At 49.6% G+C, this 22,011-nt stretch carries 20 protein-coding genes and 1 other RNA gene; 12 read left to right on the forward strand and 9 right to left on the reverse strand.

Annotation, left to right across the window (positions count from 1 at the left end; genetic code table 11):
* Positions 1–3: 3 nt before the first annotated feature.
* Together ACLBLI_RS03995 and ACLBLI_RS04000 are read right to left on the reverse strand one after the other, a co-directional pair.
* Positions 4–1,350 carry a DegQ family serine endoprotease gene (locus ACLBLI_RS03995; protein ID WP_414830897.1) on the reverse strand — a complete coding sequence of 449 codons (1,347 nt, stop codon included), beginning with the start codon at positions 1,348–1,350 and terminating at the stop codon, positions 4–6.
* Between the two features lie 102 nt (positions 1,351–1,452).
* Positions 1,453–1,893 (reverse strand): ZapG family protein, encoded by a 441-nt coding sequence (locus ACLBLI_RS04000; protein ID WP_414829870.1) that lies wholly within the window; start codon positions 1,891–1,893, stop codon positions 1,453–1,455.
* A 337-nt stretch (positions 1,894–2,230) separates the two neighbouring features.
* On the opposite strand from ACLBLI_RS04000, the gene zapE reads away from it, so the two are divergent.
* Positions 2,231–3,328 (forward strand): cell division protein ZapE, encoded by a 1,098-nt coding sequence (gene zapE, locus ACLBLI_RS04005; RefSeq protein WP_414829871.1) that lies wholly within the window; start codon positions 2,231–2,233, stop codon positions 3,326–3,328.
* Positions 3,329–3,438: 110 nt separating this feature from the next.
* On the forward strand, positions 3,439–4,164 hold the full coding sequence (locus ACLBLI_RS04010) for a YebC/PmpR family DNA-binding transcriptional regulator (protein ID WP_414829872.1): 726 nt from the start codon (positions 3,439–3,441) through the stop codon (positions 4,162–4,164).
* Between the two features lie 225 nt (positions 4,165–4,389).
* Here the strand turns inward: ACLBLI_RS04010 and ACLBLI_RS04015 are convergent, their stop codons facing one another.
* Both ACLBLI_RS04015 and ACLBLI_RS04020 read right to left on the reverse strand, forming a co-directional pair.
* Positions 4,390–4,830, reverse strand: a complete 441-nt coding sequence (locus ACLBLI_RS04015) for a hypothetical protein (RefSeq protein ID WP_414829873.1) — start codon at positions 4,828–4,830, stop codon at positions 4,390–4,392.
* Between the two features lie 563 nt (positions 4,831–5,393).
* Entirely contained in the window at positions 5,394–5,816 is a 423-nt protein-coding gene (locus ACLBLI_RS04020; protein WP_414829874.1) for a DUF4168 domain-containing protein, read from the reverse strand.
* 284 nt (positions 5,817–6,100) lie between these two features.
* Here ACLBLI_RS04020 and rnpB point away from each other — a divergent pair.
* Positions 6,101–6,450: RNase P RNA component class A (gene rnpB / locus ACLBLI_RS04025), an RNA gene on the forward strand.
* A gap of 123 nt (positions 6,451–6,573) precedes the next feature.
* Positions 6,574–7,863 carry a DUF945 family protein gene (locus tag ACLBLI_RS04030; protein ID WP_414829875.1) on the forward strand — a complete coding sequence of 430 codons (1,290 nt, stop codon included), beginning with the start codon at positions 6,574–6,576 and terminating at the stop codon, positions 7,861–7,863.
* 75 nt (positions 7,864–7,938) lie between these two features.
* Here the strand turns inward: ACLBLI_RS04030 and ACLBLI_RS04035 are convergent, their stop codons facing one another.
* Both ACLBLI_RS04035 and ACLBLI_RS04040 read right to left on the reverse strand, forming a co-directional pair.
* Positions 7,939–9,306 carry an O-antigen ligase family protein gene (locus tag ACLBLI_RS04035; protein ID WP_414829876.1) on the reverse strand — a complete coding sequence of 456 codons (1,368 nt, stop codon included), beginning with the start codon at positions 9,304–9,306 and terminating at the stop codon, positions 7,939–7,941.
* 28 nt (positions 9,307–9,334) lie between these two features.
* Positions 9,335–10,105: a hypothetical protein gene (locus ACLBLI_RS04040; RefSeq protein WP_414829877.1), complete on the reverse strand. Its 771-nt coding sequence runs from the start codon at positions 10,103–10,105 to the stop codon at positions 9,335–9,337.
* Between the two features lie 561 nt (positions 10,106–10,666).
* On the opposite strand from ACLBLI_RS04040, the gene ACLBLI_RS04045 reads away from it, so the two are divergent.
* Both ACLBLI_RS04045 and ACLBLI_RS04050 read left to right on the forward strand, forming a co-directional pair.
* The gene (locus tag ACLBLI_RS04045; protein ID WP_414829878.1) at positions 10,667–11,200 is read left to right on the forward strand and encodes a hypothetical protein; all 534 of its coding nucleotides are present in this window, start codon (positions 10,667–10,669) and stop codon (positions 11,198–11,200) included.
* Entirely contained in the window at positions 11,197–11,901 is a 705-nt protein-coding gene (locus ACLBLI_RS04050) for an aspartate/glutamate racemase family protein (RefSeq protein WP_414829879.1), read from the forward strand. The genes ACLBLI_RS04045 and ACLBLI_RS04050 overlap by 4 nt, the downstream gene beginning before the upstream one ends.
* On the opposite strand, the gene ACLBLI_RS04055 is transcribed toward ACLBLI_RS04050, so the two are convergent.
* Complete coding sequence (locus ACLBLI_RS04055) at positions 11,892–12,392, reverse strand: hypothetical protein (protein WP_414829880.1); 501 nt, start codon at positions 12,390–12,392, stop codon at positions 11,892–11,894. The two genes, ACLBLI_RS04050 and ACLBLI_RS04055, sit on opposite strands and share 10 nt — an antisense overlap.
* 307 nt (positions 12,393–12,699) lie before the next feature.
* Positions 12,700–13,845: a methionine adenosyltransferase gene (gene metK, locus ACLBLI_RS04060; RefSeq protein ID WP_414829881.1), complete on the reverse strand. Its 1,146-nt coding sequence runs from the start codon at positions 13,843–13,845 to the stop codon at positions 12,700–12,702.
* Between the two features lie 371 nt (positions 13,846–14,216).
* Between metK and tkt the strand changes: the two genes are divergently transcribed.
* From tkt to ACLBLI_RS04090, 6 genes are all read left to right on the forward strand, one after another.
* Positions 14,217–16,208, forward strand: a complete 1,992-nt coding sequence (tkt, locus tag ACLBLI_RS04065; RefSeq protein WP_414829882.1) for a transketolase — start codon at positions 14,217–14,219, stop codon at positions 16,206–16,208.
* Positions 16,209–16,232: 24 nt separating this feature from the next.
* Positions 16,233–17,258 carry an erythrose-4-phosphate dehydrogenase gene (epd, locus tag ACLBLI_RS04070; RefSeq protein WP_414829883.1) on the forward strand — a complete coding sequence of 342 codons (1,026 nt, stop codon included), beginning with the start codon at positions 16,233–16,235 and terminating at the stop codon, positions 17,256–17,258.
* An 18-nt stretch (positions 17,259–17,276) separates the two neighbouring features.
* The gene (locus ACLBLI_RS04075) at positions 17,277–18,452 is read left to right on the forward strand and encodes a phosphoglycerate kinase (RefSeq protein WP_414829884.1); all 1,176 of its coding nucleotides are present in this window, start codon (positions 17,277–17,279) and stop codon (positions 18,450–18,452) included.
* 113 nt (positions 18,453–18,565) lie between these two features.
* Complete coding sequence (locus ACLBLI_RS04080) at positions 18,566–19,465, forward strand: fructose bisphosphate aldolase (protein ID WP_414829885.1); 900 nt, start codon at positions 18,566–18,568, stop codon at positions 19,463–19,465.
* Between the two features lie 556 nt (positions 19,466–20,021).
* Positions 20,022–20,966, forward strand: a complete 945-nt coding sequence (locus ACLBLI_RS04085) for a GGDEF domain-containing protein (protein WP_414829886.1) — start codon at positions 20,022–20,024, stop codon at positions 20,964–20,966.
* Positions 20,956–21,183 carry a diguanylate cyclase gene (locus tag ACLBLI_RS04090; protein ID WP_414830898.1) on the forward strand — a complete coding sequence of 76 codons (228 nt, stop codon included), beginning with the start codon at positions 20,956–20,958 and terminating at the stop codon, positions 21,181–21,183. Before ACLBLI_RS04085 ends, ACLBLI_RS04090 begins: the two co-directional genes overlap by 11 nt.
* A gap of 101 nt (positions 21,184–21,284) precedes the next feature.
* On the opposite strand, the gene ACLBLI_RS04095 is transcribed toward ACLBLI_RS04090, so the two are convergent.
* Positions 21,285–21,944 (reverse strand): hypothetical protein, encoded by a 660-nt coding sequence (locus tag ACLBLI_RS04095; protein WP_414829887.1) that lies wholly within the window; start codon positions 21,942–21,944, stop codon positions 21,285–21,287.
* Positions 21,945–22,011 lie beyond the last annotated feature (67 nt).

The following is a 22,011-nucleotide window of genomic DNA, read 5'->3' on the forward strand; positions in this document are numbered from 1 at the left end:
GGGTTATTGTCTGATAACCAGATACAGTGTGGAATTGCCGCGCTTCACGTTTAAGGCAATCACACCGCTAGCCTCATCAAGTGCATTTCTAAACTCGGCAACGGTAGTAACGCGATTGCGGTTCACGCCGATAATGACATCGTCAGGCTGTAAACCAATCCGCGCAGCTGGTGTGTTACGCTCCAGCTCGGAGACTACCACGCCTGCATTGCCAGCTTCGTCTTCACCATTTGCGAGGGTAGCGCCTTCCAGTGCAGGGTGAATTTGGGCAGCAGTGACTTCTGTCTGTGTGGCATCATCCAACACCACATCCACATTCATTTTTTTACCTTTACGCACAATGGTCAGTTCGACTTCTGCACCCGCTCCCATGCTGGCGATTTTCGCACGCAGCTCCTGGAAGCTGTTGAGATCCCGGCCGTTTACTGCGGTAATAATATCACCAGCCTGAAGGCCGGCCTTGTCTGCAGCAGACTCAGGTTGTACTTCGCTGACAAACGCACCGATATTTACCTCTGACTCCATGGCTTCGGCAAGTCCCGCGTCAACATCGTTACCCAGTATACCCAGCAGCCCACGACGAACTTCGCCGAATTCTGCGATCTGATCTACCAGGCTTTTCATCATATTGGCCGGTATCGCAAAGCCAATACCGACATTGCCGCCATTCGGGCCAAAAATCGCAGTGTTTATGCCTACCAGCTCGCCACGCAAGTTCACCAGTGCACCGCCTGAATTTCCACGGTTAATTGCCGCATCAGTCTGAATAAAGTCCTCATATCCACCGATATTCAGGCCGGAACGGCCAAGTGCGCTGACAATACCAGAGGTGACAGTCTGCGAAAGGCCAAATGGGTTACCAATTGCCACCACAAAGTCGCCCACTCGAAGTGCGTCAGAGTCAGCCAGAGGCAGGGCAGTTAGCCCATCAGGGTCGATTTTAAGTAGCGCGATGTCACTTTGCTCATCCGAGCCCAGCTTTTTCGCAGTAAACTCCCGGCCATCAGTGAGTTTAACCGTGATTTCGTCAGCATTGTCTACCACGTGGTTATTAGTTACCACGTAGCCTTTTTCGGCATCAATAATGACACCGGAACCCAGGCCTCTGAATGGCCTCTCACGAAGCTGCTCCTGAGGTGCGCCGAAGAAATAGCGAAACATCTCCGGAACCTGCTGGCGCGAGGTTTGTGTGCCTTCAACAGCAATACTTACCACCGCCGGGGTCGCTTCTTCCAACATCGGCGCCAGAGACGGCACCTCGTCTTTTTTATCACTAAAAAACGGTAATGCTGCGCTGGCTGTGACACTCATACCTAACGAGCTGATTACCACACCTGACACCAATAACATCTGGCGAAGAGACTTCTTCATATTCGCTTACACTCCTCATGTTTCCTGCGATATGCGTTCGTTCACTGACAGACTCGACACGGCAACCAAAAGTTCCCCGGGTTATTTCTTATCTGCGGCAGACTGTTTAGAACTACCGACGAACAGACCGGACCCTGCGTTGGCAAAGTCTCGAGGCTGGGTATCAGGCGTCACTTTCTGCTTAGCCTTTTCCTTGCCTTTGAGGTTGTTACGCAAGTAAGTGGTAGCCTGTTCACCATAAAAAGGCACGCGAGGGGTGTCGTCGTCGAGATTTTGAGTCAACAGGGCGTCATATTCTTCCACCTGTTGACGCAATGCTTCACACTGGTTTTCAATTGCTTCGATGGTCTGGCGAGTCTGGTGGATATGATGCTCAGCCTGCTGTGCCATGATTTCTTTAATATTTTTTTCCGCCTGCGCGCTGGCTTTCGCGCCGTCATCCCGCGTGTAAACATATCGCGCAACAAAAAAGCCGATGATAAGGCCTACTGCTAGCAGGGCGAGAGGGATTAACACATCCATTAATGTCTCCGAATTTCCGATTAAGTGAATCAAAGTCCGAGGTAACGCGTAAAGTTATGACGTCGCCGTACTTTCCCTGACTATAGCAATTGTGCCGGTGTTTGGCGCGAATTCATTGCGTTAAACTGTTACCAAATATACCGCTGGCGATAATTGAAAGTATCAGTGCCGCCAGCAGGGTAGATACGGTCAAACTTCTCAGACGTTCGTCGGACGGCGTGATTCTACCGTGATTTCGAATTAAATTAAGGTCATAATTGTAATTTTCAAGCAGGTCGGTGCAGCCGCGAAAGGTTTACAGGCCCTCGTAATCGACAAGTCAGGAGTGGTAACGGCGATGACGCCATGGGAAAAATATCAGCAAGATCTCGAACAGCCCGAGTTCAAGTATGATGCCGCGCAGGAGAATGCGGTAAAAGAGCTACAGCGTTTGTACGATGAGTTGACTCAGCCCAGCAAGAAAACCACGTGGCGGGTTAAAATCAAAGCGGCGTTTGGGAAAGGGCAGAAAAAGCCAGGTATTCAGGGCATTTATTTTTACGGTGGCGTGGGAAGAGGAAAAACCTATCTGGTTGATACGTTTTACGAGTGCCTGCCATTTGATAACAAAATGCGCGTGCATTTTCATCGTTTCATGCACCGAATTCATGATGAGCTTAAGCAACTGGACAAAGCAGAAGACCCGCTGAAACTCATCGCCGCGAAGCTGGCAAAAGAAACCAAAGTCATCTGCTTTGACGAGTTTTTTGTTTCCGATATCACCGATGCCATGATCCTGGGGACGCTGATGGAAGAATTGTTTGGGCATGGCATCGTGCTGGTAGCAACATCGAATATCGTACCGGATGAGCTGTATAAAAACGGCCTCCAGCGAGCCCGTTTTCTGCCAGCCATTGATTTGATTAACCAGAATACCCGTGTGATCAGCGTTGATAGCGGCATTGATTACCGCTTGCGAACGCTGGAGCAGGCAGAGATTTATCATTATCCACTGGATGAAGACGCCACGAAGAACCTGCACGAGTATTTCCGACAACTGGCACCGGAAGAAGGCACGGAGAACGAGGCGATCAGCGTAAATAACCGTAAGATACAAACGTTGCGAAATGCCGACGGCGTGATGATGGCAACGTTTAAAACGCTGTGCGAGGGCCCCCGAAGCCAGAGTGATTATATAGAAATCAGCCGTTGCTACCACTCAGTGTTAGTTGCCGATGTGAAGCAAATGGGGCAGAACAACGACGATGTCGCCAGACGATTTATTGCGATGGTAGATGAGTTTTACGAGCGTCATGTGAAGCTGATTATGTCAGCCGAGGTGGCACTTGAGTCGTTATACAGCGAAGGGCGACTGAGTTTTGAATTCAGACGTTGTCTGAGTCGGCTTAAAGAAATGCAGTCTCACGATTATCTGGCGACAGAACATTTACCATAAGCGCTGTTATCGCTACCCTAAACGCTGTAGAATTCGGTCAATTTTTTGCCGGGCTGACGCAATACTTGAATCGCGACAGCTGGCGTTACGCAACATGCAAGAGAACTAAGATGGGAAGAGCATTTGAAGTAAGAAAGGCGGCCATGGCCAAAACGGCTGGCGCCAAAACCAAAGTGTACTCTAAATACGGCAAAGAAATTTACGTCTGTGCCAAAAATGGTGGTGCCGATCCGGATACCAACCTGTCTCTGCGTCGCCTGATGGATAAAGCCAAGAAAGATCAGGTACCAGGGCATGTTATTGATAAGGCAATTGATAAAGCTGCCGGCGGTGCTGGTGAAGATTTTCAGCCGATGCGCTATGAAGGCTTTGGGCCTGGCAACTGCATGGTGATCGTCGACTGTTTGTCTGACAACGCAAACCGTACCATTACGGATGTGCGTAACTGCTTTACCAAAACCAACTCGAAGCTGGGTGCACAAGGTGCGGTGTCGCATATGTTTGACCACCAGGCTGTATTTCAGTTTGCCGGCGATGATGAAGATGCGATTCTGGAAGTACTGATGGAAGCCGATGTCGATGTGACAGAGGTTGAGTGTGAAGACGGCAAGGTTACTGTGTACGCACCTCACACCGAGTTTTATCAGGTAAAGACGGCGCTGACAGAGGCCTATCCGGACATTAATTTTGACGCTGAGGAGATGAGCTGGATCCCGCAAACGGAAACAGAAATCAGCGAAGAAGACATGCCGATGTTTGAAAAGTTTATGGATATGCTGAACGATTGTGATGATGTGCAGGATGTTTATCACAATGCGGTAACGCCAAACTCATAATCGTCAGCAGATAACGATTACAAAGCGCTGTTAAGCTGGTTGCGCAAAAAAATGTAATGCCCTCATTCAATGAGGGCATTTTTTTGTGCCGCTTTTAGCGCCACAACCAGTGAGGTTGTATCAGCCATTTTTGTGCCGTTGGCTTAAGTCTATGAACGCCTTGGCGCATAACACCGCTGTGAGGGCAAAAAATAGTAACGCGGGGGGCGGGTTACACGTTTAATATCAAGTGCCGGCGTTCTGACTGAACCCCTTTTCCGCCAGCCATGACAAGGCGCTCGCTTCGTCACTGAACACGCCAAGCGGTATGCCGACGTTCTTGTAAATTCGTTCAAATTGAGACTTAACTATGGCCTCTATGGTGGTTTGTCCGGTTACCAGAGCTCCCACAGCCATGCCATGCCGGGCCCGCCACGCAATCGATTTTTCCAGCTCCAGTTCGCCGTCCTTGGTAAGCAATGCCGAGCCGTGCAGAAAACCAAGAAACGCCCACTTTTGCTTACCCAAACCTGTAATGACATCAATCATATCGTTGGCATAGCGCGCAATGGCAATTTTGTCGGCGATCCCTTCGGCCGATACCGCCACAATGTTTCCCAGCACAGCAATGGAATATTGACCGTACTTGCTTTTAAGCTGCGCGTTGGGATTTGTAAATATCTTCATTTAGAACTCGATGCAACTTATCTACAATGATGTTTATGCTACTACTTTGAAAACCCAGAGTAATAAGAATGACTACGCGAGTATAGGTAGAGAGAGCAGGCGCGTAAACAACACCGGTTGTCGTATATGCGCTCAGGCTTCACCATTCCCACTCATTTATAAAGGGATAATGCATAACATGCAATACGAAGGAAGCATTTAAAACACAGCTAGGCATGGTAGCGGCAAGGTCTCGAAATCACGGTTGTCATTGCCCCCACAGGCTCACAGGTGACCTACTGTGATAGGCGTGTTCCCTCTCGCTGGTGGTGGACGCTGCGATCACTTGATAACCTATACACGCGAGACGTCGTCAGAGTAAGCCAGAAAAGAAGGGTAGAATAAGCAACCGGCAGACACACTTACATACCGTGTTGATTTTACTCTCAGTGACGCTTTATTGTTTATCGAGGCGTGGCGTGATGTGCATCTGCCCTGAAGGGCGCCTTGATAAACAGAACGAGTAAGGATGTAAAGCGCCGCGAATTCTCGCCGCGCTTTACATTGTTGTTCGTGGTATGCAATCAGCTGTCAGCTTTTTGTGCTTGCTGACGTGATTCCAGTTCTGCCGAAATTTTCTTCGCAATGCGGCTACGTAAGGCCTTATCCTGATTGGCAGCCAGTGAAATTTCACGGTACTTTTCTACGTCCATGCCACTGTCAGCAATAGCTGTCTCCATTTTCCCTCTGGCTTCTTTTTGAAGCTTCATTGCTTTTTCCTGATCGCCAGCTGACTGAATTTTTGCCTGATATTCCTGACCAATAAACTGAACAGAAACATACGCATCAACAAAGTTCTCTACCTGTTTCTCGGTAACCTGAATCTGTTTCTGGGCTTGAGCCTGGGCTTTGGGAGCCTGTGTGTTTTGCTGTTGTGCAATCGCTGCACCTGAGGCGAGTCCAGTTGTCAGGACGGCGGTGAGAAGAGTGTGTTTGATAAGCTTCATGTAAGCTCCTTAACATTGTCGTGAATTACAATCGACAGAATGAAGTGATGCTCCCGCTGTCGATTTCTTGGCAACTGAATAGGGTCGGGCAATAGTGAGTGCAAAAAGTTCGGAAATTTTTTAAAAGATTATTGAGGGCGTGCTCATCAGGACGCAACAACGGCCATTGCTACCAGTCTCATCACAGGCGCTTGCTCCACTCTCTCTCAGGGTCGGGAAGCAAAATGGAGCAATGCGAAAATTTGTCGTCGCGTACCTGCTGCGTATCAGGTAGAATGCGCGCCGGAGTTGGCCAGACAATCGCCGCTTTCTTAGAAAAGGGGAGGAAAGTCCGGGCTCCACAGGGCAGGGTGCCAGATAACGTCTGGGCGGCGCGAGCCGACGACCAGTGCAGCAGAGAGTAAACCGCCTAAGCGCGTAAGCGCCGGTAAGGGTGAAAGGGTGCGGTAAGAGCGCACCGCGTCGCTGGTAACAGTGTACGGCACGGTAAACTCCACCCGGAGCAAGACCAAATAGGCCTTCATTACGTGCGGCCCGCACGGAAGGCGGGTAGGTTGCTTGAGTCAGTGAGCAATTGCTGACCTAGAGGAATGATTGTCCACGACAGAACCCGGCTTATCGGCCAACTCCCCCTCTTCTGCGTAACGGTTTGCTACGCGGGTATTATTTCAGACACTTCTCATTTCGACCTCTTGCGTGTACGCTTAAGGCGCACCTGTTCCAGGGACAGGCACTGTATTTTTTTCAAGGAGTTTTTATGCGTATTACCTCTGTTGCCATTGCGGTTGGCGTTGTTGTGGCTGTTGGTGCGGCGGCCACCTGGTACACCAAGAATCAATATAATGAAGCCATCGCCAATCAGTTGGCCAAAGCCACTACCTACTATGATGACATAGGGATGGAAGTCACCCGCGATGTGACGCAAAGCAGCTTCTTTAGCCTTTCTGACAAAATCACCATTACTGCAACGCAGGCCATGTTTGAAAAAATGGATACCGGCTACAGGCCGAGCGAGCCTGCAACGTTCAGCATGCTTAGCGACTGTTCTGTTTTACCGTTATACGTAACCTGTGACAGTGTGTTTGAACTGGGTACGGACGAATTATCTTTAATGCTTTCAGAGATTACTAAAGGCTTTAACTATTCATTGAAGTCTTCGGTCAACGCGTTGACAAGCAGCATTCATTACACCTTCGTGTCTGATGCATTAACCCGTGAGGAAGATGGCGTACTGGTAAATATAAAGCCGATACGCTTAACCAGTGAAAGCGACCTGTCTATGAGCGAAGCGGAACTGGAAGGAAGCTGGGATGGTTTAACGCTGGAAAAAGCAGCCAGTCAGGAAAAGATAACGGTAGGTGAGATGGAAATGAAACTGGACATCGAATACCTTGAAGATCTGCTTTATACCGGTGATACCGAATTGACACTGTCTTCTTTTGATTTAAGCAACGCTGCGGCTGGTTCTACGCTGGCGGCTGAGAAAATCAATTTCTCGACAACAACGTGGCAACGTGATGACAGCACTTTCGGTGTTAACTATAACGTGACTGGCGACAGCGTGACTGCCACCGGTGAAATGCCCCTGGACGTCAAAGACATAGTGTTAAAGTTTCAGCTTGAAGGGATGAGTCAGGCGGCGATGAAATACCTGATAGGGTATAACAATTCTGCTGCCGATATGCAAAACCCGGAAGCGGTTGCAAAAATGATTGATATCCTGGGTGAAAACCCACTATCCATGACAATTGATGATATCTCTGCGGTTTATAATGATGCGGAAATTGAGCTTGAGGGTAAGTTCGACTTGCAACGCTTTGATATGGGCATTCTGCAGTCTGGGCAGATGCCCGGAAGGGTCAGCGGTACGCTAAATATAGAACTGGATGAAAAAGCGCCGCAAGTGCTGCCTGCTCTTGTGCCCATGCTGAACCAATATGTCCAGATGCAGATGGTGGAGGTTGATGAAGAGGGCGATTTTTCTTCCACAATCACGATAAAAGATCGCAAAGTCACTGCTAACGGTCAACTGGTTACTGAGTTGTAATCCCTGAATGCACCACGGCATCTGTCCGTGGTGCTCCTTCTATTTTGCATAGTTCCTGCGCTCTCGCCGGTATTTTCAGATTGTGCCGGTTTCTTTCTGCACGCGATTGACATGAGAAGCCTCTCTGAAATGCCAGCCCAGTACGCAGATGATAATAAAGTACACAGGTAGCCAAAAGGTAGACAGATTCACGTCGATAGCAGACTGAATTAGCAACGTCAGCACGCCGCTGCGACATGCCAGCAGAAAGGGAGAAACATCGGCATTGCTGCGCTTAAAAACACCGCTGAGTAATGCACAGATAAACAGTGCGGTCAGTCCTGCGCCAATAATGCCCTGAGTTGCAAGTGTTTCCAGATAATCATTATGAGCGCGTTGAGACATGCCACTGTTACCCAGCGAGGCGGGCTTATAATTATGCTGAACATAAGGGTATGTGCCCGCGCCGGTGCCGGTAAGCGGAAAGTCAGCGAAAACGTGTATAGCGGTCTCGCGAAGCTGCTGCCTGCCGTTGTCTTCAAACTCATACTGGGTAAACCGTTCAAAGGCGGACGACTGCACGAACAGTAACGACCCGACGATTAGCACAAGGCTGCCCGCAATGAGAGCGCGTGGACGCATAAGTGCTTGTCGCCGATCAGCCTGAAGCAGCACATAACTTCCAAAAACCAGCAATACGCTTAATGTCAGTGACAGTACTGCTCCGCGAGAGGCCGTATTGAGTAACGTGATGTACGTCAGCCCCGTTAGCAGCACGACGATTGCGAGTTTCAGAAATGAGCGACTGAACAGCCAGTTCGTGGCGATGCCACTGCGAAGGCGTATCGACTGATATATCGACATACTCCAGCCTGTACCCAGGGCGACAGACATCGCAAGGTACGTCGCATACTGGTTTTTATAACTGTAGGTGCCCCGGATCCCTTCTCGCCAGGGATAATCCCACGGCGGGATAGCCGGGATGATGTCGAAACGTCCTGCTGTTGCAAAATTCAGCAGACTGTAAACGCTGGTGATTGCCGCGATGATCACCATCACCGCAATGAGGGTTTCGGCTGTCTGCCGGAATTGGCAAAGACGGTACACCAGAGGCACAAGCGCTACCAGTGCAGCAAATTTAATCACTTCAGTTAGTGTCGCAAACCGGTAGAGACTCAACGCTGGTGACTCGCTCATCAGCGGGTGCGTGTACCAGGAAAAGGCTGACGGGCTCAACAGTTTTAGTAAGCTAAGCGGCATTGGAAGAAGGTACAGCATGTGATAACAAATCCAGATGATGCCTGGTATCACAATGTATCTGATTGACGAATGACGCACCCTGTCGCGGGATTGACTTAGTAACAGTAGTGAAAAACTAAGGAAAATAAGCGCCGCTGTCAGCATTTGCTCCCATAATAGCTCGGCACCGTGCAGCCATGGCGTGACAATAAGCATTGTACTCATCAGAACTGCCGCCGCCTTCGTGGGAAAATCAGCGGATCTTGGGACTAACGTAAATGGCATGCAAGGTTCTCAGTAAATAGGACGTGTCCCGGTTAGGGGAAAATTGCGTAAACGGCAGAAAACGTTGATGGTTATACATTGCCTCTATGAGACGATAGCGGCTTTCCTGTTCTGATAGCATACTTTTTATCATGGGGCCGCTGAGAGCCCGTAAGTCATCCGGCAAATGTTGCCAGTCAGCCACAACGACAGGCCCCAATAACCATTGATTGGTTTTTTCCAGTCCACCGTTGTATAGCGCCAGCCGAAGCGTAGGTAAGCGCTCATCCAACGGCAAACCCAGCTGCGCCTCAAGCCAAACTGTCAAACCAATCGCAGGGTAGTGAGCAGGCTGACGCATTCTTATCTGTTCTAACTGGTGTCTGGCTGCACTTAAAAAATCAGGCCGTGCGCTGTTGGCATCCATTCCCACTTTGGCTCTGATCAGATACAGCTTCGCTAATAACAAGCGGGGTTGTGCGTAGTCCGGGAGCACTGTACTTAGTGTTTCTAATTGCGCCTGCATGGAGTTTAGTGACTGGGATGAGGCCTCAGGATGCGGTGTGAAAAAAATCGCATCTACTTCAGTTTGTAGCGCTCTCACATTGAATGAAACCACGCCAATTAAAGATGTCAGACCCAACGTGCACAATACGAGCGCACACAGCAGATAACGCCTGGAGAAAGCCGATATCATTGAAGGAGGCCGCAGGTGACCGGCTTCATTTGTAGACTCATAGTGAAACGCGTTTCGGGACATTGGCGGTATTGTCAGTGGATGGATGCTGCCATCGGGATATAAACAAGAATATAGTAACGTGATGCGAAATTCTTGCCAGTATTTAACACTGTACACCGCCTGCGCGCGATTTTCAGGTATCCATGGCGAAGTGGGGGAAAGAAACAGGCAATATGTCTGCAGCTGTTAGGAAACCAGCGGTGTGATAACAAGGTATTCTCCCAATCAATATCAGGGCCGATGCGAATGTGCATGGTTCGTACGGCTCAGACTTTACGGTGTGTAGCTGTCACTCACAGTTGGATCCAGGCTTGTCGTCGCTCTCGCCGTGAGGCTGACGAACTCTGGCACAACAGGGGAGTCTGTCCGTATGCCTTGAACCGGGTAAAACTTACCTGGCCGAGCGTATATCCGGTGTACCAGCAGCCAGGCCCGCTCAGGTTGCGCGATGCAAAATCATGGTTGTGGTGTCACGGTATGCGTAAAATGCGTGCCCTGTTGTTTTTTATTCGCTTTAACCTTGCACTTATTGCGCAGGGGCCGTAGCGTTATAGTATCGATATGTTTTAAAAGGCTTGCAGGTTGCCAACCCTTTTTCACCCCCCAACGATACTGGATGTCGAAGCCAGCGGCTTTGGTGCAAAAAGTTACCCTATTGAAATTGGGGTGGCCCGGTCTGATGGTGCGCGTTTTTGCCGGTTGATTCGTCCATTTGCGTCCTGGTCACACTGGGATGAGTCCGCTGAGCAGTTACATGGGATCAGCCGCAGATTGCTTGCTGAACACGGTGCCGATCCGGTGACAGTGTGCCACGAGCTCAATACCTTCATGGGAGACAGAACCGCCTATTCAGATGGCTGGGTTGTCGATCATTCCTGGCTGATAAAGTTGTTTGCTGAAGCTGGTATTCGCATGACGTTCAGACTTTCTGCGCTGGAGTATGTGTTGAATGAGTATCAAATGCATTACTGGCATGAGGTTAAGCAGCGCATTCATACTCCGGAGTGTGATGCCCGGCATCGCGCGAGTGTCGATGCAGAATTGATCCAGAAGACGTTTATTGTAACGCGTGAGGCAAGTGATTCTGCAAAGCAGAAACAGGCAGGCGCGAGATGACCAGCAAACCGGTTCGTATTGGCATCATCGGCGGGATGAGCTGGCAGTCAACACAAAGTTACTACCAGCAAATCAACCAGCAGGTAAGTGAGCGCCTGGGAGGACTGCACAGCGCAGACTTACTCATTCATAGTGTAGATTTTCAGCAAATCAGCCAATGGCAACATGACAATCGCTGGGATGCGCTGGCAGAAACGCTTTGTGACAGCGCGAGTCTGCTCTGTCAGGGCGGAGCACAGGCAATTGTTATTGCCACAAATACAATGCACAAAGTGGCGGCAGAAGTTGCTCGTGCCATTCCGGTACCGCTTATTCACATCGCTGATGCGACCGCCAAGCGCTGTCACCAGGTTGGTTCGCTGAAGGTAGGGTTGCTGGGGACGCGTTTTACCATGGAGCAACCGTTTTACCGTGAGCGTCTTGCCAGCCACCAACTGGAAGTTATCGTGCCGGATGACATTGAGCGCGACGCAGTACACAATATTATTTACGATGAGCTTTGCAAAGGAGTGATCAATGACGCTTCTAAGAAGCGCTATCTGGAAATTATTCAAAGGTTGCAGGCGCAAGGCGCCAAAGCCATCGTGTTAGGGTGCACTGAAATTGGATTGCTGGTAAAGCAGGAACATTCATCGGTACCGCTGATTGACACTACTGCTGAGCATGTTGCAGCAATTGTGGACAGAATTTGTCAAAAATAATAGTGAACACCCAGATTCAGTGAATTCACATCGGTCTCTCCTACTTCCCGGTATTCATATTCCACCGCCATATTCAGGCTGTCGACTTCTCCGATAAACCAGCCTACGCTGGCTGCAACACCCGCATTGCCGGGCAATACCAGCCAATCCAGAGAGCGGGTATAAAAATCATTACTGGCCTGTACGCTTGCAAAGATTCGCTGGTGGGAAGAGGAAGAGATAGTCCGGCTCGCAGACAAACGTATGGAGTCGATGGGGGAGTGCAAAGCAATAGTGTCAATCCACACAGAGTTATACGGAATGGCGCGATCATGGCGGACGTCAAATGACCATTTTGGCAACAGGGCACTTCTGAAACTTATTGCGGATTGCTGTGGAGTGGAAAGTAAGGGGAACTGCTCTGCAGGCACACGGCCACCGGGTGCATTATCGGCCATAACCAGACCTGAGAATAAAACAGCAAAAGCAAGCAACCGCCACGAATTTTCCATGTGATGGGTTCCAGTTTGAGTGTTGTCACTACCTGAGAAAACGCTGCGTTATTGTTGTCGCTTTTTATCGATAACCACCTTTTCGGAAGTGATCGGCGCCACGGAGCAGTCGTTTTTCTGAAGCATGTTTTTACATTGTAGACTCGTGTACGCCGCTTTTGAAATTATGGATGAGTCTTTTTTGATTAGTTTGCATCCACTTATAGAAGTAAACGTTATAAGTGATTAAAGAGTGGGTATATGGAGGGGCATACCTGCGTTACTTTGCCCGCCATGGTCTGGCGGGAAAAGTAACGCGAATAGTAGACTAGATACTGGCTCGCAGAGCTTCGGCTTTATCCGTTCGTTCCCAAGGGAATAAATCGCGTCCGAAGTGTCCGTATGCTGCGGTTGCACGGTAGATTGGACGTTCCAGATCCAGCATTTTAATTAACCCATAGGGGCGAAGATCAAAATACTCACGAACCAGAGCAACCAGCGTCGCTTCGTCAACTTTACCCGTTCCGAAGGTTTCAATACTTATTGATGTAGGCTGGGCTACACCGATCGCATAGGACACCTGGATTTCACATCGTTTAGCAAGTCCTGCAGCCACGATATTCTTCGCAACATAACGGCCCGCGTAAGCTGCCGAACGGTCTACTTTTGACGGATCTTTTCCGGAGAAAGCGCCACCGCCGTGTCGTGCCATGCCGCCGTAGGTATCCACAATAATCTTACGGCCGGTCAGTCCGCAGTCGCCCATCGGCCCGCCAATGACGAATCGACCTGTGGGATTAATGTGGAACTGCGTGTTTTTGTCCAGCCACTCTGCTGGTAATACCGGTTTGATGATTTCTTCCATCACGGCTTCACGCACCTGTTCGGTCGTTACCGTATCACAGTGCTGCGTGGACAAGACAACGGCGTCGATACCAACGGGCTTGTCATTTTCGTATTTGAAGGTGACCTGGCTTTTCGCGTCCGGACGCAGCCAGTCTAATTTACCGGATTTACGCACTTCTGCCTGACGCTGTACCAGGCGATGTGAGTAAGTAATTGGGGCGGGCATCAATACTTCGGTTTCATCTGAGGCGTAGCCAAACATCAACCCCTGGTCACCCGCGCCCTGTTCTTCAGGACTTTGACGATCAACGCCCTGATTAATGTCAGGGGATTGTTTGCCAATGGCATTTAATACCGCGCAGGAATCAGCATCAAACCCCATATCAGAGTGAGTGTAACCAATATCCTTAACCGTTTGCCGGGTCAGTTCTTCAATATCTACCCATGCCGAGGTGGTAATTTCCCCGCCAACCAGTACCATACCGGTCTTAACATAGGTTTCACAGGCAACCCGTGCAGTTGGGTCCTGCTCTAAAATGGCATCAAGCACCGCATCAGAAATCTGATCTGCGATTTTATCCGGATGTCCCTCTGACACTGACTCGGACGTGAACAAATGCGTGGCCATAAAATCTCCGTGAGTGTTTTCACAAACTAAACGCGGTATTGTACCGATTTAGCATTAAAATACCAGTCTTTACTTCTGGACGTCTAAAAGTCTATTCGTTACGATTAGTTGACAGTCTCGATCTGTGTACATAGTCAAATTGCCAGTTAAGGGTTCAATAATTCTTTGGTGGCAAATTCCAAACCGGTAATAATTTTTAATTTCATAATCTGGCTGCCGGATTTGGTAAGTAAAATCCATTGAACTGAATGAGTCCATGAGTAAGAATACTCTCACACTCAGATAAGCGGGCAGATATCGTCAGCGCAGTGTTCTACAACTGTGCGTTCAAAACGTCAGCCCCATCTTAGACAAAACAATCAGGAGACCACATGCCCTCTCGCCGTGAACTCGCCAACGCCATTCGCGCGTTAAGTATGGATGCCGTACAAAAAGCCAAGTCAGGACACCCTGGCGCACCTATGGGAATGGCCGACATTGCTCAGGTCTTGTGGGGTGATTTTCTTTCGCATAACCCATCTAACCCGGATTGGGCAAACCGTGACCGCTTCGTGTTGTCAAACGGTCATGGCTCGATGCTGCTGTATTCACTGCTTCACTTGTCAGGTTACGACCTGCCAATTGAAGAGTTAAAACAGTTCCGTCAGTTGCACTCTAAAACACCAGGTCATCCTGAATACGGCTATGCACCGGGTGTAGAAACTACCACCGGCCCACTGGGGCAGGGGATCAGTAACGCGGTCGGCATGGCGCTGGCTGAAAAAGTCCTGGCAGCACAATTTAACCGTGACGGTCACGATATTGTTGATCATTTCACTTATGCGTTCATGGGTGATGGCTGTTTGATGGAAGGGATCTCACACGAGACTTGTTCACTGGCTGGCACCTTAGGTCTGGGTAAGTTAATTGCGTTTTGGGATGACAACGGCATCTCTATTGATGGTGAGGTCGAGGGTTGGTTTACCGATAACACACCAGAGCGTTTCCGTGCTTACGGCTGGCAGGTAATCGAAGATATCGATGGCCACGATGCCGAGCAAGTCGCCACGGCCATTCAAACCGCGCGTGAAAATACGTCTCAGCCAACGCTGATTTGCTGTCGTACGGTTATTGGCTTTGGTGCGCCGAATAAGCAGGGCACCGAGTCTTGCCACGGCGCGCCGTTAGGTGATGATGAAATTGCCAGTACCCGCGAGGCGCTTAACTGGCCGCATCCCGCCTTCGAAGTACCAGAAGATATTTACGCAGGCTGGAATGCGAAAGATGCCGGCCAGAAAGCGGAAAGTGCATGGAACGAGAAATTCGATGCGTATGCAAAAGCCTATCCTGAACTGGCTGCAGAATTCAAACGTCGTGTGGCTGGTGAATTACCCGAAAGCTTCGCTGCCGATGCTGACAAGATCATTGCGGATTTGCAGGCAAACCCGGAAAATATCGCCTCACGCAAAGCCTCGCAAAATGCACTGAATGCCTTTGGCCCGTTACTGCCGGAACTACTGGGTGGTTCTGCCGACCTGGCGGGATCTAACCTGACAATCTGGTCAGGCAGTAAAGGCGTTGAGAAAGACGATGCATCAGGCAACTATGTTTATTATGGCGTGCGCGAGTTTGGCATGTCGGCCATGATGAATGGCATTGTCCTGCACGGAGGCTTCAGAGCCTACGGTGCCACCTTCCTGATGTTTATGGAATATGCCCGCAATGCCGTTCGTATGGCAGCGCTTATGAAGCAGCCGGTAATTTTTGTGTATACCCACGATTCAATTGGTCTGGGTGAAGATGGTCCAACACACCAGGCCGTTGAGCAGGTTGTCGCTCTGCGCGCTACACCGAATCTTGATAACTGGCGTCCGTGCGATCAGGTCGAATCTGCGGTGTCGTGGAAATCGGCTATTCTGCGCAAAGATGGCCCAACCACGCTCATTTTTACGCGTCAGGGCATGCCCCAACAGTCACGCACACCTGAGCAGGTAGCGGCGATTGAAAAAGGCGGGTATACGCTGGTTGATTGCGACGGCAAGCCAGACATTATCCTGATTGGCACCGGTTCTGAGGTCCAGCTTGCTGTTGAGGCAGCTGAAAAGCTTAGTGACCAGGGCAAAAAAGTGCGCGTGGTTTCCATGCCTTGTACTGACGTGTTTGATCGTCAGGACAAAGATTACAAAGAAAGCGTTCTGCCTTCAGATGTCACAAAACGTGTCGCTGTGGAAGCATTATCGAAAGACAGCTGGCACAAATATGTAGGCTTTAACGGTGCTATAGTGGGCATGGATACGTTCGGTGAGTCTGCCCCGGCAGGTGACTTGTTCAAGCATTTCAACATTACGACTGATGAGGTAGTTGAGGCTGCGCTCTCACTCTAACGCACGCAGGCAACAGGCGGTTATATGTTAAGAGTTGCCATAAATGGATTTGGTCGTATTGGACGCAACGTGTTGCGCGCGCTGTTTGAAAGCGGGCGCAACCGGCTTATCGAAGTGGTTGCAATCAATGATGTCGCCAAACCCGAAGGCATCGCACATTTATTAAAGTATGACACCGCCCACGGGCGGTTTGCTTTTGATGTGCATCTGGAAAAGGGAAATCTGATCGTTGCAGGTAACGCCATACGCTTACTGGCACAACCGGACATCGACTTACTGCCCTGGCGAGAACTGGGCGTCGATTTGGTACTGGAATGTACTGGTGTATTTGATGACAGGGCTTCCGGTCAGGCCCATCTTGACGCTGGCGCGCAACGTGTACTCTTTTCCTCTCCCGGCACGCCGGATTTAGACAACACGATTATTTTTGGCAGTAACGAAGAGACGCTGACACCAGAGCAAAAGCTCGTCTCTAATGGCTCCTGCACGACCAATTGCATTGTGCCGGTTATACAGGCTTTAGACGATGCATTTGAAGTGCTAAGCGGCACGATCACCACCATTCATTCGTCAATGCATGATCAACAGGTTATCGATGCTTATCATGACGATCTTCGCCGCACGCGGGCGGCAAGTCAGTCAATCATTCCGGTAGATACCCGGCTTGCCCGTGGTATTGAGAGGATCTTGCCTAAGTTTGCCGGTAAGTTTGAAGCGATAGCGGTGCGTGTGCCCACGATTAACGTCACGGCGATGGATTTGAGCGTCACCACACAACGTGAAGTGACTATCGCCGAGGTCAACGAGGCACTGGCAAAAGTAAAACACGGGCGTCTGGCAGGTATACTGGATTACACTGAGGAGCCGCTGGTTTCCGTTGATTTTAATCACGACCCGCATTCATGCATTGTCGACGGCACCCAAACCCGCGTGAGTCACAAACACCTGGTAAAAACGCTGGTGTGGTGTGATAACGAATGGGGCTTCGCAAACCGAATGATTGATACTGCGCTGGCGATGTATCGTGTCAGCCAAACCGATTCAATATAAACAGATAAGGGAAATTCTATGGCTATTCCAACTATGCAGGATGTTTCATTATCCGGTCAGCGGGTGCTGATCAGACAAGATCTGAACGTCCCTGTAAAAGACGGCAAAGTAACGTCTGATGCCCGTATTAAAGCATCTATTCCAACCATTAAAGCCGCGCTTGAAGGCGGTGCTGCTGTAATGGTGATGTCGCATTTAGGTCGCCCGACAGAGGGTGAGCCAGCAGATGAGTTCTCGTTGCAGCCGGTTGTGGATTATTTGAATGACGCCCTGGACGCCCCGGTTTCTCTTGTGAAGGATTATCTGCAGGGCGTTAATGCCAAAGCCGGTGAAGTGCTGGTGCTGGAAAATGTTCGCTTTAACAAAGGCGAAAAGAAAGACGACGAAACCTTATCGAAACAATACGCGTCGCTGTGCGATATTTTCGTGATGGACGCGTTTGGTACGGCCCACCGTGCGCAGGCATCGACTCATGGCGTGGCCAAATTTGCACCGAAAGCGGTAGCCGGACCACTACTGGCAGCAGAACTGGATGCGTTGGGTAAAGCGCTGGATAACCCGGCACGCCCCATGGTAGCAATTGTTGGCGGCTCTAAAGTCTCAACCAAACTGACCGTGCTGAAATCGCTGGCGGAAAAAGTGGACCAACTGATTGTGGGTGGCGGGATTGCCAATACCTTTATTGCGGCACAAGGCCACAATGTGGGTAAATCACTGGTGGAAATGGACCTGGTTGACGAAGCGAAACGCTTGATGAAACAGGCTCAGGACAACGGCGGCGACATTCCGGTACCAACCGATGTAGTTGTTGGTGAAGCCTTCGATGAGAACACGCCAGCAACGCTGAAAGCCGTAAGTGATGTAAATGATGGCGATATGATTTTTGATATTGGCCCGGATTCTTCTGCGGCGCTGGAAACCATTTTGAAAAATGCCGGCACCATTGTCTGGAACGGTCCGGTGGGCGTATTTGAATTCGAGCAATTCAGTGCTGGGACCAAAGCGCTGTCACAGGCGATAGCAGAAAGTGATGCATTTTCGATTGCGGGTGGCGGCGATACGCTTGCCGCAGTAGATAAATATGAAATCGCTGATAAGATATCGTATATCTCTACCGGTGGTGGCGCCTTCCTGGAGTTTTTGGAAGGTAAGACGCTACCGGCAGTTGCGGTACTGGAAGAAAAAAATAAATAACACCAGTCCGCTTGGCGAGAGCCACAAATCGCTGGCGAGACAGTGACGTACGCCAGCGAAAAAACTAACCCTACACCTGCCTGCGGGCAGAAAATACAAAAGGAGTGTTGCTAATGGCATCACAAGCTCAGCAAGCTATGCTGGATAAGGTTAAAACCCAGACCGGTTTTATTGCAGCCCTTGACCAAAGTGGCGGTAGCACGCCCAAAGCATTGAAACTTTACGGTGTTGACGAATCTGCGTACAACAACGATGACGAAATGTTTGAAATGGTCCATCAGATGCGTACACGTATCATTACCAGCAAAGCATTCAGTGGCGAGCGCGTGCTTGGCGCGATTTTGTTTGAAAACACGCTGGATCGTGACATTGAAGGCATGTCATCTGCACACTACTTATGGCAGAAAAAGCGCGTGGTTCCTTTTTTGAAAGTCGATAAGGGGCTGGCTGACGAAGAAAACGGTGTTCAGGTAATGAAGCCTATGCCGGGCCTGGCAGCACTGCTGGCAAAAGCGGTGGCGCAGGACGTGTTTGGCACAAAGATGCGTTCGGTGGTTAAGCTGGCGAATCATGATGGTATCAAAGCGGTTGTTAAGCAACAGTTTGAAGTGGGTAAAGATATTCTGGCGGCAGGCCTGGTGCCCATTATTGAGCCTGAGGTGGATATCAACAGCCCGGAGAAAGCCGAGGCCGAAGCCCTGCTGAAGCTGGAGATCCTGGCACAACTAAATATGTTGGAAGAAGGTCAGGAAGTGATGCTGAAACTGACGTTGCCAACGGAGAATAATTTCTACAAAGAGCTGGTCGATCATCCTCGGGTACTGAAAGTGGTCGCACTCTCTGGCGGTTACAGCCGCGATGAGGCCAATGCTAAACTTGCCGAAAACCAGGGCATGATTGCCAGTTTCTCGCGTGCACTGACTGAGGGAATTTCGGTTCAGCAGTCAGAGGACGAATTTGAAGCTACGCTGGATGAAGCCATTGAAAGCATTTATCAGGCGTCAAAAGCGTAAGTAACCTACGTGCTGCTTGCCGGAAAGTCGCGACACTGTTGCTGACTTCCCCGGCAGGCAGAATACCTGACAGTAGTATCGAACGTCTTGTTCGCTAATGACGAAACCCACCTGAATTTCCCGATTTCCCGTCTCAGCGAGGATATGTTCGCTTTAGTTGTGATTGTCTGTGAGACCGTCTGCGTCGAAACAAACACGTTTTGCAAGCCACCATACTGACAGCGTTTCAATGTCTCTGGTTTCTCTCACTGCTATTATTTCGGCGTTTTTCCCAACAGATAGGTAATTTTACGGTAATAGTACGTGAAAAATTTGTCTAAAGCTGACCGTCTGGTTATCCGTAAAAACTATTTTTTTTGGTCTGGCAGAGGCTTAGCTTGATCTTGTATCAAGTCAATTGATCCGACCAGTTGGGTCTCTTATAATTCGCGCGTATTTTCAGCCCGGAATGGACGTGGGCAGACTGTAGTAGCCACGTCGGCATATCGATGTTGCGGCGGGGATATAGCAGCATGCTTTGTTGTTGCCCCGTAAACCGTAAATCAGGTAAATCATTTTGGGTATTGAAGAACTCGTTGTGTTTCAGGGAGGGTTATTAACCCTCGTCGCGCTGATAGGCATTGCGTTTACGTTTGCGTTGCCCAAGCCTAAGCACAAACATAAATCGAAAGCAGCACATTATGCCCGCCTGTTTCTGGTGTTTACGACACTGGCGCAAATTACCCTGTCACTTCGCCATGTTGGTTATCGCGAAGTGTATATTCTGTGCTACAACCTCTTCCTGCTTTTTAGTGCATGGCTGGTTTTTATCAGTGTGGCCAAACGTTATGGTCATGCGGTGAGAGGGCGCTATCGCTACGCGATTGCCAGTCACCTTTTAATAGTAGAATTACTCACTGTGCATTATTACTGGAATCAGGACAGCGTCATGATGCGTGACGCCCTGATGCTGTTTAATTGCGCGATACCATTAATGATGACATTGTCCCGCATTCGACACTATTTAAACCGGGAGTCGATAGGCAACTGGGTATTAATGTTGTCGCTGCTGGTGGCGCTATTTATTACCCTGGTGGGCGGGCCTCTCTATCTATTTGTGTTTGTCGGGAGTTCCGAGCAGCAAACTATGGTGGGCTTGATTTCTATGGTCTCGCTACAGTTACTTTTCTTACTCGGATTTGCCGTCAGTATTATGTATTCCTTGCTGGAGCGACTCCGCTTGCGGGTGTTCACTGATGCGCTGACCGGGGCAAAGAACCGTCACTTTTACTATGAAATGGCGCCTAAACTTTGTGCATATGCAGAGCGTCAGCAGCAAACGTTGTCTGTTGTGGTCTGCGATATTGATCACTTCAAATCGATCAATGACCGCTATGGACATTTGGCTGGCGACTACGCCCTTAAACATTTTTCGCGGGTTGTTCAGTCGCTGCTAAGAAAAGAAGATACCCTTATCCGCATGGGGGGGGGAAGAATTCTTAATTTTGTCTGTGCAAAGTGATGTGACTGAAGCCAGTCAACTGGCTGAGCGACTTCGCACCGAAGTAAACGCTTACGAGGTTCGCTTTCAAAATCACCGGTTTAGGCTCACGGCGTCGTTTGGTGTTGTAGAGATTAAACAGAACAGTGACTTATTTGACAGTGTGAAAGAGGCAGACGCAGCGTTGTACGAAGCCAAGCACACCGGTAGAAACCAGGTCGTAGCAGTCGGTTTCTGATTAACGCCACCCGATAACACTGTTAACGCCTTATCAGTATATGCCGCGTTACCTATCAGGCAAACGAAGAGACAGCGTCTCTTCGCCCTTGTTTACAGCAACTACCGCAGCCGTCTTTGGCAGCGCAGCCATATCGTGCACAGTGCCACCGCCATAAGTCCAAGGGAAGCTGGTGCGCTCACCGAGGAATAGCGAATAACGGCTCCGTTATCGATAAAGTCAAAAGTACCGGCAACGAATGGAATGTTGTTGTCGTCAAAGCTGTAAACGGTAATGCCATTCAAACCTGAGACATCAGAGAAGGTATGAACCGTGTTAATCCCGCTTGCCGGAAAGGTTCCCCAAATCAGGCCGTCTGTCCGGTCTGCCGCCCAGTTATACAACACAGTGTCGCCGAGCGTAGTTTCACCAGGATCATCTCTGAACGTCATCACTCCATCCCCTGACGCAGAAAACGTCAACGAGCCTGCGGTGCCAGTGTTGGCGTCAAAACGATCACTGAAGATGCTGTAGATGGCGAATTGATTATTAAATTCAGCAATAAAAGTGATCATCTCATTGGCGATTTCCCAGCCTGTGTTAGCACCGAACTGGCTATTGCCGTATAGATTATTAAATGACGTTGCACTGATTTCATTGATGTTGACAGCGTTGACGTTAAGCGACGTGCCGTTAACGGTGATTAAAGCAGCCTGACAGCTGAAGGCCACACTTCCTGCAAGCGCAATTGCGCTGAGTAAACGCGACAAAACTCGTATCATAATGATAGTTCCTTGTTTAAATAGTCTTGAGGCGTGTCCTGAAAGTCATGCTATACAAGAAGTGCGC

This window comes from Alteromonas sp. H39 (genome assembly GCF_047556435.1).
GTDB lineage: Bacteria > Pseudomonadota > Gammaproteobacteria > Enterobacterales > Alteromonadaceae > Alteromonas.

What these genes read in the sequence shown, in the direction of transcription:
- ACLBLI_RS04010 (WP_414829872.1), top strand. Translation starts at nt 3,439, where the DNA reads ATGGGAAGAGCATTTGAAGTAAGAAAGGCGGCCATGGCCAAAACGGCT.
- ACLBLI_RS04075 (WP_414829884.1), top strand. Translation starts at nt 17,277, where the DNA reads ATGGCTATTCCAACTATGCAGGATGTTTCATTATCCGGTCAGCGGGTG.
- ACLBLI_RS04095 (WP_414829887.1), bottom strand. Translation starts at nt 21,944, where the DNA reads ATGATACGAGTTTTGTCGCGTTTACTCAGCGCAATTGCGCTTGCAGGA.
- metK (WP_414829881.1), bottom strand. Translation starts at nt 13,845, where the DNA reads ATGGCCACGCATTTGTTCACGTCCGAGTCAGTGTCAGAGGGACATCCG.
- ACLBLI_RS03995 (WP_414830897.1), bottom strand. Translation starts at nt 1,350, where the DNA reads ATGTTATTGGTGTCAGGTGTGGTAATCAGCTCGTTAGGTATGAGTGTC.
- zapE (WP_414829871.1), top strand. Translation starts at nt 2,231, where the DNA reads ATGACGCCATGGGAAAAATATCAGCAAGATCTCGAACAGCCCGAGTTC.
- ACLBLI_RS04050 (WP_414829879.1), top strand. Translation starts at nt 11,197, where the DNA reads ATGACCAGCAAACCGGTTCGTATTGGCATCATCGGCGGGATGAGCTGG.
- ACLBLI_RS04015 (WP_414829873.1), bottom strand. Translation starts at nt 4,830, where the DNA reads ATGAAGATATTTACAAATCCCAACGCGCAGCTTAAAAGCAAGTACGGT.
- ACLBLI_RS04035 (WP_414829876.1), bottom strand. Translation starts at nt 9,306, where the DNA reads ATGAGTACAATGCTTATTGTCACGCCATGGCTGCACGGTGCCGAGCTA.
- ACLBLI_RS04040 (WP_414829877.1), bottom strand. Translation starts at nt 10,105, where the DNA reads ATGTCCCGAAACGCGTTTCACTATGAGTCTACAAATGAAGCCGGTCAC.
- ACLBLI_RS04055 (WP_414829880.1), bottom strand. Translation starts at nt 12,392, where the DNA reads ATGGAAAATTCGTGGCGGTTGCTTGCTTTTGCTGTTTTATTCTCAGGT.
- tkt (WP_414829882.1), top strand. Translation starts at nt 14,217, where the DNA reads ATGCCCTCTCGCCGTGAACTCGCCAACGCCATTCGCGCGTTAAGTATG.
- ACLBLI_RS04080 (WP_414829885.1), top strand. Translation starts at nt 18,566, where the DNA reads ATGGCATCACAAGCTCAGCAAGCTATGCTGGATAAGGTTAAAACCCAG.
- ACLBLI_RS04000 (WP_414829870.1), bottom strand. Translation starts at nt 1,893, where the DNA reads ATGGATGTGTTAATCCCTCTCGCCCTGCTAGCAGTAGGCCTTATCATC.
- ACLBLI_RS04020 (WP_414829874.1), bottom strand. Translation starts at nt 5,816, where the DNA reads ATGAAGCTTATCAAACACACTCTTCTCACCGCCGTCCTGACAACTGGA.
- ACLBLI_RS04030 (WP_414829875.1), top strand. Translation starts at nt 6,574, where the DNA reads ATGCGTATTACCTCTGTTGCCATTGCGGTTGGCGTTGTTGTGGCTGTT.
- epd (WP_414829883.1), top strand. Translation starts at nt 16,233, where the DNA reads ATGTTAAGAGTTGCCATAAATGGATTTGGTCGTATTGGACGCAACGTG.